This is a genomic window from Acinetobacter higginsii (assembly GCF_000369525.1).
GTDB classification, from domain to species: Bacteria; Pseudomonadota; Gammaproteobacteria; order Pseudomonadales; family Moraxellaceae; genus Acinetobacter; species Acinetobacter higginsii.
Genome location: NZ_KB850072.1, coordinates 1802905 through 1813997 on the forward strand (window position 1 = coordinate 1802905; position 11093 = coordinate 1813997).

At 44.2% G+C, this 11093-nt stretch carries 11 protein-coding genes; 1 reads left to right on the plus strand and 10 read right to left on the minus strand.

Going from position 1 to position 11093, the window contains the following annotated elements:
• Positions 1–7: 7 nt before the first annotated feature.
• The 8 genes from pcaH to F902_RS14675 all read right to left on the minus strand — a co-directional run bounded on the left by pcaH (position 8) and on the right by F902_RS14675 (position 7374).
• A complete protein-coding gene (gene pcaH / locus F902_RS14640; RefSeq protein ID WP_004806145.1) occupies positions 8–733 on the minus strand; it encodes a protocatechuate 3,4-dioxygenase subunit beta in 726 nt (241 codons plus the stop codon).
• Between the two features lie 10 nt (positions 734–743).
• A complete protein-coding gene (pcaC, locus tag F902_RS14645; protein WP_005204602.1) occupies positions 744–1157 on the minus strand; it encodes a 4-carboxymuconolactone decarboxylase in 414 nt (137 codons plus the stop codon).
• A 15-nt stretch (positions 1158–1172) separates the two neighbouring features.
• The gene (pcaK, locus tag F902_RS14650) at positions 1173–2528 is read right to left on the minus strand and encodes a 4-hydroxybenzoate transporter PcaK (RefSeq protein ID WP_004654280.1); all 1356 of its coding nucleotides are present in this window, start codon (positions 2526–2528) and stop codon (positions 1173–1175) included.
• A gap of 43 nt (positions 2529–2571) precedes the next feature.
• Positions 2572–3357 (minus strand): 3-oxoadipate enol-lactonase, encoded by a 786-nt coding sequence (pcaD, locus tag F902_RS14655; protein ID WP_005204603.1) that lies wholly within the window; start codon positions 3355–3357, stop codon positions 2572–2574.
• 4 nt (positions 3358–3361) lie between these two features.
• The gene (locus tag F902_RS14660) at positions 3362–4711 is read right to left on the minus strand and encodes a 3-carboxy-cis,cis-muconate cycloisomerase (protein ID WP_005204604.1); all 1350 of its coding nucleotides are present in this window, start codon (positions 4709–4711) and stop codon (positions 3362–3364) included.
• Positions 4712–4719: 8 nt separating this feature from the next.
• Complete coding sequence (gene pcaF, locus F902_RS14665) at positions 4720–5928, minus strand: 3-oxoadipyl-CoA thiolase (RefSeq protein ID WP_005204605.1); 1209 nt, start codon at positions 5926–5928, stop codon at positions 4720–4722.
• 106 nt (positions 5929–6034) lie between these two features.
• Positions 6035–6688 (minus strand): 3-oxoacid CoA-transferase subunit B, encoded by a 654-nt coding sequence (locus F902_RS14670; protein ID WP_005204606.1) that lies wholly within the window; start codon positions 6686–6688, stop codon positions 6035–6037.
• Positions 6685–7374, minus strand: coding sequence for a 3-oxoacid CoA-transferase subunit A (locus tag F902_RS14675; RefSeq protein WP_005204607.1), 690 nt, complete (start codon positions 7372–7374; stop codon positions 6685–6687). Before F902_RS14675 ends, F902_RS14670 begins: the two co-directional genes overlap by 4 nt.
• A gap of 249 nt (positions 7375–7623) precedes the next feature.
• On the opposite strand from F902_RS14675, the gene pcaU reads away from it, so the two are divergent.
• Positions 7624–8448 carry an IclR family transcriptional regulator PcaU gene (gene pcaU, locus F902_RS14680; RefSeq protein ID WP_005204608.1) on the plus strand — a complete coding sequence of 275 codons (825 nt, stop codon included), beginning with the start codon at positions 7624–7626 and terminating at the stop codon, positions 8446–8448.
• Positions 8449–8630: 182 nt separating this feature from the next.
• Here the strand turns inward: pcaU and tpgA are convergent, their stop codons facing one another.
• A complete protein-coding gene (gene tpgA / locus F902_RS14685) occupies positions 8631–9431 on the minus strand; it encodes a trimeric autotransporter adhesin/peptidogylcan-associated protein TpgA (RefSeq protein ID WP_005204610.1) in 801 nt (266 codons plus the stop codon).
• 63 nt (positions 9432–9494) lie between these two features.
• Positions 9495–11093, minus strand: a 1599-nt coding sequence (locus tag F902_RS14690; RefSeq protein WP_005204612.1) for a YadA-like family protein, incomplete at its 5' end; no start/stop codon positions are given.

The following is an 11093-nucleotide window of genomic DNA, read 5'->3' on the forward strand; positions in this document are numbered from 1 at the left end:
GTCTCCCTTAAGTCAAATCATTTTCAAAATAAGTCGCACGACGACCACGAAGATGAATATCAAAGCGGTAACAACGACTGTCTGCTTCAATGAAGTTGTTTTTATCTTCCAGTGCGATCAAAGCACGACGCTGATCTTCAGATGGAATAGTTTTTAAAATCGGGCACGTATCAATCAAGGTATCGCCTTCAAAATAGAACTGCGAAATCAGACGCTGTGCCCAACCATCTGCGATTAAGGAGAAATGAATATGCGCTGGGCGCCACTCATTAATCCTGTTGCGCCACGGATACGGACCTGGTTTAATGGTACGGAAAATATAAAAACCATTTTCATCGGTTAAGGTACGGCCACAACCACCGAAATTAGGGTCCATTGCACCAATAAATTTGTCATTTGGATGACGATAACGACCTGATGCATTGGCTTGCCACACTTCTAATAAGGCATTTTTCACAGGACGACCAAACTGATCACGCACATAACCATGCACAATGATACGTTCACCCACAGGTAGACCTTCTTTGGCATAGTTCAGGATCAAGTCATTATCTTTAGGACCAAAAATACTCGGTGAAAAATGCGGTGAAGTGACTTCAGTCAAGGTTTCATTAATTGAGATCAATGCATTCTTTGGCGAGCGTAATACACTGGTCTTATAACCGGGTGTATATGCTGGCGGATGATCATCGGTATTACGTTGTGGGTATGCACCTAATGTATGCTTTAACATACCAGTCTCCTTAATCCTGTAGTTGTGCTGCAATGGGCTGCACGTCGATGCCAAGTTCCTTAAAGACTTCTTCGGCCATATGCATGGCTGCATTTGCTGCTGGCAAACCTGCATATAAAGAACTATGCAAGATCAGTTCTTTCAGTTCATCCTTAGTGACACCATTGTTGAAGCAAGCACGCAAATGCATTCTCAGTTCATCTTCTCGCCCCAAAGCCAATAAGATGGCAATAGTGACCAGACTGCGGGTATGGCGTGGTAAACCTTCACGTGACCACACTTCCCCCCAAGCGAAGCGACTAATAAAATTCTGGAAGTCCTGATTGAAATCATTCAGGTTCTCTAAAGAGCGGCCGACATGTTTTTCGCCCAGTACTTCGGTACGAACTTTCAGTCCCTGTTGATAACGCTGCTCATCATTCATTGACTTTTTCCTCGATTAGGTTGCATCGGTATGGGCAACGATAGATTTAACAAAAATGGCGACTGCGGCTGCGGCGGCAGGAATCATTAGCAGGCTCAGAATGGCGGTAAATGACCAGTTATTTCCAAGCAGGATCGCCCCGATCCATGCACCAAATACCGCACCAAAACGTCCAATTCCCATCATCCATGCAATCCCTGTTGCACGACATTGAGTTGGGTAGAAACGAGCACTTAATGCAGGCATGGAAGACTGGGCACCATTGATCGCAACACCGGCACAAAGCACTAGAATGGCCAATAAGGTCGGGCTATTCAGGCTTTGACCAACGGCTACAGCGAAAACACCTGCAACGACATAGAACACTGCCAATACTCGGTTTGGATTGAATTTATCCATTGCCCAGCCAATCACCAATGCACTGAGTACACCACCAAACTGGAACAATCCGCCGATAAATGCCGCACGCTCCATGCTCGCACCGGTTTCACGCATCAAAGTCGGTAACCAACTGGTCAATAGATAAATGATGACCAAACCCATAAAATAGGTGAGCCACAATAAAACCGTACCTTTGGCATATTTCCGGGAAAACAACATCTTGAATACATTGCCTTTTGGTGCAACATTGGATTCTTCTTCAGGAATATGAAACTGGGTAATACCTTGGACTTGCGAAGGGGCAATATGGTTTAAAATTTTACGTACTTTTTCAGGGCTCTTATTTTTTACAATCAGGAAGCGATAAGACTCCGGCAAGAACACAATCACCAGAAGCATCAATATCAAAGGAATAATTCCACCAAACAGGAATAAGCTGTGCCAACCAAAAGCAGGAATAAGCCAACTACTGATAAAGCCACCAATCGCCATCCCTAGGTTAAAACCGCAGAACATACACACCACTAAAATAGAGCGTACGCGTTTCGGGCAATATTCCGAGAACAAGGTTGTTGCATTCGGCATGGCTGCACCCAAACCAATACCTGTTAAAAAGCGTAATACCACCAATTGATCTAGACCTGATGCATAGGCAGAAGCAAAGGTAAAACCACCAAAAATCAGCATGGCCACTGTCAAAACGATCTTACGGCCAAAACGGTCAGCAGTTGGTCCCGAGACTAAAGCTCCAATAATCATACCGCCCAAAGCGGCACTCATCACTGGTCCTAACTGGGAGCGGTCAATGCCCCAGTCCTGTGTGAGGGCTGGTGCAATAAAACCCATTGCAGCAGTATCCACACCATCAAAAAAAACAATTAAAAAACAGATGATTGCAATCATCCATTGATACTTGCTAATCGGCGCATTATCAATTAATTCCTGTGCATCCATGCTGTTATTTTTTGCAGCGTAATCCTGAAACGCCATAGTAGTCTCCTTGAGGCGAAATCCTTTTAACAAACCTAAGTGTTTATATTCTTTGGATAAACTTTGTCAGTTCCTGAGTAAATACTTGTGGTTGCTCAATATTCGATAAATGTGAAGCCAGCAAAATTTCAAGCTGACTGTTTGCAATGTGATGATGCATAAACTCTGCATCTTGAACCGTTGTGACAGGATCGTATTGCCCTGCGATAATTAAAGTGGGAATTTGAATCTGACCAAATTGCGCCCGAACATCAGCATCAGCTAAAGCACGACACGCATTGGCATAACCTTGTGCAGGTGTCACTGCAAGACTTTGAATGGTCTTTTGTGCCAGCACATCATGCGCATAATCAAAATGTTCACTAAACCAACGTGTATGCGTGGTTTTTACAATTTCAGCCAAACCGTTTTGTTCAACACTCTCCGCACGGGTATTCCATGCTTCGGCAGTGCCAATTTTTGCTGCGGAATTTGCAACAGTAATGCTGTGACAACGTTCAGCATGATAGATGGCTAAAGCCAATGCAGTAATCCCTCCCATTGAAATGCCACAGAAATGAACTTTTTCAATGGCTAAGGCATCCAGAATATCGACCACATCTTCAACTAGATTTTGCAATGTACTATTGGCAATGACTGCGCTTGCACCATGCCCACGTGTGTCATAGCTAATAACTTGATAATGATCAGCCAAAGCTGCAACTTGGGCCTGCCACATACCGTAGTCGGTTCCCAAAGAGTTGGAGAACATGATGACTGGCGCATCTTTTAGACCTTGCACTTGAACTGCAACTGGATATCCTTGACGATTATTGATATGCGTGATCATGTGCTTACTCTCCTTTTGCTGCGTGTAGCACGGCATCAATTTGCGCCTGAATATTGCCGAGGTAAGTTGCTGGCTGGAACAACTCATCCAAAGCCTGATCATTAAAATGAGTGTTGACTTCATCCATCGCTGACAAAATGATTTTTAGATGTTGCTGTTGAGCAACTGCTTGTTGGCAAGCCTGCTCAACCAGATGATGTGCGTTCAAACGGCCAAGCTTTGGTGCCAACGCCATCATCACCGCTTCGGCCATGATCAAACCCTGTGTACATTCAAGATTGCGTTGCATCGCCTCTGCATTGACTTGCATATGTTCGAGCACATCACAACTACGTTCTAAAGCACCCGCACATAACTGGAAAATTTCTGGGATTGCCAACCATTCTGCATGCCAAGCGCCTAAAGCTCTCTCATGTTCTTGCACCATGCTTTGATAGACGCTCGCCATTAAGGCAGGTACACGATTGGCTGCGGCAAGAATTGAAGCTGCTGCCACAGGATTATGCTTATGTGGCATAGTCGATGAACCACCACGCCCTTTTGCTACGGGTTCAAAAACTTCTGCGATTTCAGTTTGCATCAGCAATGACCAGTCTTTCGCCATCTTGCCAACATTGCCAACAATCAAAGCAAGGGTACTGGCAATCTCAACCATACGGTCGCGCTCGCCATGCCATGTACATTCAGGCGCTGTTAACTTGAGTTGTGCTGCAAAAGCTTCGACCACCGCTGAACCTTGATCTTGTAAAGATGCCAGTGAGCCTGCTGCACCACCGAGTTGTGCAGTCAATACGCGAGTTTTCATTGCCTGTAAGCGATCAAGATCACGTTTCAAGGCTGCTGCCCAACGGGCAAATTTATGTCCTAAAGTAATCGGCAAAGCTTGCTGTAACCACGTCCGCCCAATCATGACCTGATCGCAATATTGCTGCGCTTGCTTTAAGCAAATTTGATATGCCTGGTGCAGTTGCTTTTCGATCAAAACCAAGGCATCACGGCACTGTAAAATCGTTGCTGTATCAATAATATCCTGACTGGTCGCGCCCCAATGCACATAGCGTGAAGCATCTTCATCCTGCTGTTTCACCAAAGCGGTGAATTGTTTGACCAATGGAATCGCAACATTACCTGCCAACCCTGCTGCTGTAGCCAGTGCATCTAGATCGATTTGCGCTACAGCATTTTGACCCACCTGCTCTATGATGCTGGCGGCAGAATCAGGAATCACTTTGACCTGTGCCTGAGCTTTGGCTAAAGCCACTTCAGTCTGGATCATATATTTCAATAAAGCTTGGTCACTAAAAATGGCCGTGACTTCAGGCTGATAAAATAAGCTGGCGTATAACTGGCTCATGACAGACCTCACTCAACACGTTGAATAATCAAGGCGATGCCTTGACCAACACCAATACACATCGAACACAAGGCATACTGACCTTTGATTTGTTCAAGCTGGTTTAAGGCGGTGGTGACTAGACGCGCACCTGAAGCACCCAAAGGATGACCCAAGGCAATTGCGCCACCATTCGGGTTGACTCGTGCGTCGTCATCAGCCAAACCTAAATCGCGAGTCACTGCTAAAGCTTGCGCTGCAAAAGCTTCGTTTAGTTCAATCACATCCATCTGCGCTAAAGAGAGATTGGCTTGTTTCAGCAGTTTCTTGATCGCAGGTGCAGGTGCAAAGCCCATAATTCTTGGTTCAACACCAACGGTAGTCGCAGCAATAATTTTGGCGCGTGGCTTGAGCTGATATTTTTCCACTGCTTCATCCGAAGCAATCAACACCGCTGCTGCACCATCATTAATCCCAGAGGCATTACCTGCCGTGACCGTCCCTTCGGCTTTTACTACACCCTTGAGTTTGGTTAATGCTTCCAATGTGGTTGATGCACGTGGATGCTCATCCGTATCCACCACAAGTGCATCACCCTTACGCTGTGGAATCGTCACAGGAATGATTTCGTTGGCGAAGAAGCCTTTGGCTTGTGCGGTTGCAGTACGTTGTTGGCTATTGAGGGCAAACTGGTCTTGATCGGCACGATTAATGTTGAATTGTTCCGCCACATTTTCCGCGGTTTGTGGCATGGTGTCCACGCCATACATTTCTTTGAGCTTTGGATTGATAAAACGCCAGCCCATGGTGGTATCTTCAATCTTTTGACTACGTCCAAAGGCGCTGTCAGATTTGCCCATCACATAGGGCGCACGGCTCATACTTTCGACGCCACCGGCAATAATCAGGTCAGCTTCGTTGGCTTTAATGGCACGGGCAGCCATGGCAATGGCATCCAGTGATGAACCACATAAACGATTCACTGTGGTGGCTGGCACCTGATACGGTAAACCTGCCAATAAGGCTGACATGCGTCCCACATTACGGTTATCTTCACCCGCTTGATTTGCACAGCCATAGATCACATCATCCACTTGTTGCCAATCCACAGTTGGGTTACGTTGCATGAGTGCTTGGATTGGAACTGCCCCCAGATCGTCAGCACGTACTGGGGCAAGACCGCCTGCATAGCGACCAAATGGGGTACGGATGGCATCAATGATATAAGCGTTTTTCATGTGTTTTTCCCTTAAAAATCTCCCCTAACCCCTCTTTACAAAGAGGGGAACTCCTCCCTTTTAAAAAGGGTGAGGAACGATTAAAGTTCCGCAAGGGAGGGATTCATTATCCTTGAGTCGCATCAATCAACTGAGCACCTGTCAAAGCCTGCAACTCCTCAAAGCTCAAACCATCCACTTTCTCAATCACTTTTAAACCGTCTACGGTCACATCAATTACACACAGGTCGGTATAAATACGATCGACACATTTCAACCCTGTTGCTGGATATGAAAGCGTTTCAACAATCTTGGGTTCACCTTGCTTGGTATTATGATCGGTGGTGATAAATACTTTCTTGGCACCTACCGCTAAATCCATCGCACCACCCACCGCAGGAATCGCATCTGCCGCACCGGTATGCCAATTGGCTAGATCACCATTGGCTGCTACTTGGAAAGCACCCAATACCGCGATATCTAAATGCCCGCCACGCATCATGGCAAAGGAGTCACCATGATGGAAAAAACTGCCACCAGTGAGCATGGTGACGTATTCTTTACCCGCATTGATCAGTTCAGGGTCTTCCTCACCTTTGGCTGGTGGTGGACCGAATGCCAACAGGCCATTTTCCGAATGTAGGAATACATCTTTATCCGCAGGAAGATAATTGGAAATCTTGGTTGGCAGGCCTATGCCGAGATTGACATAAGCACCATCAGGAATATCTTGTGCGACACGTTCAGCAATTTGGTCACGGCTTAATTTTTGATAGCTCATTGTTCTACTCCTGTGCCATTGGCTGTATCAACAGCGACCACATGCTGTACAAAAATCCCAGGGGTAATGATGTGTTCAGGATCAAGCTGACCGAGTTCGACCAGTTCAGACACTTGTGCAATGGTGACATCCGCTGCCATCGCCATGATTGGGCCAAAGTTACGTGCAGATTTGTTATAGACCAGATTGCCCCAGCGATCGCCTTGATGTGCTTTGATTAAGGCAAAGTCGGCTTTGATTGGATATTCAAGTACATAGTCTTTGCCATCGATATGACGGGTTTCTTTACCTTCCGCCAAGAGTGTTCCAAAGCCAGTTGGGGTAAAAACTGCACCGAGGCCCATGCCCGCAGCTTGAATACGGCATGCCAGATTACCTTGCGGCACCAGTTCCAATTCAATCTTGCCAGCACGATACAGTTCATCGAATACCCATGAATCGGACTGACGTGGGAAAGAACAGATGATTTTACGTACTGCCCCTGTTTTAAGCAGTTTGGCCAAGCCATAATCACCATTGCCAGCATTGTTATTGACGATGACAAGGTCTTTGATACCAAGTTCGATCAATCCATCAATCAATTCAGCGGGTTGTCCTGCGGTGCCGAAACCACCAATCATGATGGTTGCGCCATCCTTGATCTGTGACAGTGCCTCAGTCAATGTGAGCGTACTTTTATCAATCATCTACCTACTTCCTGTACGATGCATCACTCGTATTTTCATCCTGAAAACCGATGAAATTAAGTCGAGTGCTTTGTTCGGATTTCTTCTATTCATTCTTGATAAATTCTGCGCTCACTTCTAGACGTTGAAGTGCATTTTGTTCGATGATTATTTTTTATGTTCGATCATCGAACATTATCCAAGTAAAATAGTCATCTTTCGCTTAGAATGTTTTTATAAAGAACCCGTTTTAGCAAGGATGTCTAAATTATGGAAAATGATCAGGAAAAGAATCCGCGTTTGATTCATCATAACGAAAATAAAAAGACCATTCGGCATGAAGACTTTATTGCAGGAATCGCGAAAGGCTTGGCAATTTTAGAATGCTTCGGTCCCGAACGGCATCGCTTGAATATGAGTACCGCCGCTGAAAAAACAGGCATGACCCGCGCGGCTGCACGACGCCATTTACTCACTTTAGAATACTTAGGCTATTTAGATTTTGATGGACATTATTATTATTTATCACCCAAGATTCTAAAATTTTCAGGGGCTTATCTCGATGGTTCCACACTTCCAAAAATATGTCAGCCCTTATTAAATCTTTTAACCAATCAAACCTCGTTGATTTATTCGGTGATGGTCTTAGATGGTTATGAAGCAATTACCATTGCCCGTAGTGCAGCTCACCAACAAACCGATCGGGTCAATCCTTATGGCTTACATTTAGGCAATCGGCTCCCTGCCCATGCGACTTCTGCTGGCAAAATTCTGCTGGCACATTTAACACCTGAACAACAAAAACGATGGTTAGAAAAATACCCGTTAAAACGTCTAACCAAATATACCCATACCGAAACTGATCAATTTTTAGAATTACTGCATGAAATCAAAGAACAAGACTGGTGCTATTCCTGTGAAGAACATGAATTGGGGGTGCATGCTGTGGCTGTACCTATATATGATTCCAATGCAGCCGTTGTTGCTGCCTTAAATATCGTGTCTCCAACCATGCGTACCACCAAAGATTATTTAATTGCCCATATTTTACCTTTACTACAAGAAACGGCTCGCGATTTACGCCAAATCATTTAATCAGATAAAAAAAAGCCACATCTGGAAATGTGGCGAAAGGTGTATTGCTGCTACGGCTTATGTCCGTATCTTTAAATTAACCACCCTTGCTTAAATGAACATTAAAGTTTTTAACGATCATTATGTTTTGTGTCTCTGTGTGTAAACAGAAATCAAGAAAATTGCTTTAACCAAACCCATAATTACCAACTCACATTGACACGTCGATTGGGTGCAAGACAACCGATCAATTGTTGATTATGCTGATCGCCTGTACATTGCTGATATACATCAGTTTTACTATTGGCCTGTATTTGAATACGATTTCCATCAATACCATGAGCAACCAATAACTTCGCAACTGTATTGGCCCGCTGCGAAGACAAACGATAGTTGTAGGCGAACTTACCCAAAGGATCGGTAAAACCTGCGACAATAATCGGAGTATTTGAACTTTCTGCTTTTATTCTTTGAGCAATATCCGCAATCGAGGTCGTACCCGTCTCAATCGCGGTTTCATCAAAGCGATCAAAAGCAAAGAAGATACTGGCTGCCTTCGTTGCAGCTACAGGAGCAACGACAGGTTTCTCAGGTAATTGATTATTCTCCCCCCATGCAATCAAACCCTCACATGCTTCTCCTTTCCACGAGAGTCTTTCGGCAATATAGTGTTTATCAAAATCAACTCTTAGCTGACAACGTTGATATTTTTGTGTTTTGGGGATACGGATATCAAGTACATAATTCCATGTTTTAACATAAAAAATCCCTTCACTAAATTGTGGATTTCCCAATAGATGACGAATTTGATCTTTGGTTAAACCCGTATCTAAACGTGCAACGCTGTCATATTCATAACGTTTCACTTGCTTTAGATAGCTTTTATCGACATTGGGAAAAGTGACTTCCTCCTGCTGAACCTGTTTCATATCATCGGCTTGTGCCTGGATTGAAGAAAACCCTATCACCAACATGCTGATCATCAATAATGTATTTTTTCTCATTTCTTGCTCCAAATTCTTATAAATTTATGTTGGGAGAGTTTAGCTCTCCCTTTGTTCATTATTTTAATCAAGCACAGTGCTCACGCCGACACGTACCAATGCCCCACCTTGACTGCCAAGCGCAGCACCGCTGGTGAGTGACCAACGACCATTGTCTGCTGTTTTTCTTAGAGTCACACCTACTGCATTCTGATTATTATAATAACCAGCACCAACGGCTAAGGTAACTTTACCAGCTACATATGGGGCTTGTTCCAGTGCCGCATTTGCAGCGATACCCGCAGACATTTTTTCTTCTAAATTGTCAATGCGCCCATTGGTTTCATAAAAGACTTGCTCAATTCGATCACCCAAGTTATTAATTTGATTACCCATATTAATATTAGCTTGATTCAATGCGCCAAGCGCATCTCCTACATTGTTATAGGATCCATTATTTACATTGTAGGTTGGTTCAGTAAATTTGCCATTTTCATACTTCGCACCGCCACCAAGTGACTTGGTAATATATTGGTTCGATGTATTCAATTGTGAACCATTCACCGCCTCTTTCGACGTGCTATTGACTGCTCCATCTGCAACATTGCTAATAACTTTGTTGCCCGCATTAATACCTGCTTTAGTAATCTGAACATCACCAACGGTTACATTATCCGCAGTTACTTTTTGCGAAGTAACGGTTTTAAAAGTGACATCATCAGTCGTTGCAACTTTGAACTCTTTACCACCGGAACTATTTACAGTTTCTGTTACCGTCATATTTTGACCTGCAACTACAGTAGAATGCTGTCCCGCTTTTTGGTTAATTGAGCTAATGGCATCATTGATGTTGGTCGCACCTGTTCCACCAATATTGGTAATGGTATTTCCATCGCCGCCAACAAATGCACCATCTCCCAACATGTCATGCAATTGACTACCATTCACAGCATCTTTACTGTTCTTAGCGATGCTACCCTCTGCAACGTTGGTAATTTTTTTATTACCAGCATCAATTCCACTTTGGGTGACACTCGGCCCATCTTTAATGGTAAGACCGTTGTTATTGAGCGTGGTATTTCCTGCTTGAACACTATCCACCTTAATGTCTTTAGCCAAATCAACTGTGACATTATTGCCGCTATTATTGACCTTAATATTTCCATCTTTATTTGCAAAATCAACCGTATCTGTTGGTTTTACTTGGCTTGAATTTTGCCCATTGGTGGTTAAATTCCAACCTTTGCTCACCGTTTGCACAGTATTATTCACTGATTTAATCGCATCATGGATGGTACTTTCACCAGTGTTCCCGATATTGTTATTGATAAATGTGCCTGTGTTTGGATCATAAGTGGTTGTGCCACCAATGATGTTTTTCACGCCATCTCCAACTGCAAATAATTGACTGCCATTCACAGCATCAGTCGAACTCGCATTTACATCACCTTTGGCGACATTGGTGATCTTTTGATTGCCTGCACTGATTCCATTCTTGCTAATACTTGGGCTATTTGCGATTGCATTGCCACTGCCATCGACAAAGCTAAGACCATTACTATTGATCAATGTTCCTGCTGCGTTGACACTATTCACTGCCAAGTCTTTGGAGAGTTCAATCGCAAGCTTACCTTGATCCACCTTCGTGGTGATGTTGCTGTCGGCGCCAACCACATCCACCGT

What these genes read in the sequence shown, in the direction of transcription:
- pcaH (WP_004806145.1), bottom strand. Translation starts at nt 733, where the DNA reads ATGTTAAAGCATACATTAGGTGCATACCCACAACGTAATACCGATGAT.
- pcaC (WP_005204602.1), bottom strand. Translation starts at nt 1,157, where the DNA reads ATGAATGATGAGCAGCGTTATCAACAGGGACTGAAAGTTCGTACCGAA.
- pcaK (WP_004654280.1), bottom strand. Translation starts at nt 2,528, where the DNA reads ATGGCGTTTCAGGATTACGCTGCAAAAAATAACAGCATGGATGCACAG.
- pcaD (WP_005204603.1), bottom strand. Translation starts at nt 3,357, where the DNA reads ATGATCACGCATATCAATAATCGTCAAGGATATCCAGTTGCAGTTCAA.
- F902_RS14660 (WP_005204604.1), bottom strand. Translation starts at nt 4,711, where the DNA reads ATGAGCCAGTTATACGCCAGCTTATTTTATCAGCCTGAAGTCACGGCC.
- pcaF (WP_005204605.1), bottom strand. Translation starts at nt 5,928, where the DNA reads ATGAAAAACGCTTATATCATTGATGCCATCCGTACCCCATTTGGTCGC.
- F902_RS14670 (WP_005204606.1), bottom strand. Translation starts at nt 6,688, where the DNA reads ATGAGCTATCAAAAATTAAGCCGTGACCAAATTGCTGAACGTGTCGCA.
- F902_RS14675 (WP_005204607.1), bottom strand. Translation starts at nt 7,374, where the DNA reads ATGATTGATAAAAGTACGCTCACATTGACTGAGGCACTGTCACAGATC.
- pcaU (WP_005204608.1), top strand. Translation starts at nt 7,624, where the DNA reads ATGGAAAATGATCAGGAAAAGAATCCGCGTTTGATTCATCATAACGAA.
- tpgA (WP_005204610.1), bottom strand. Translation starts at nt 9,431, where the DNA reads ATGAGAAAAAATACATTATTGATGATCAGCATGTTGGTGATAGGGTTT.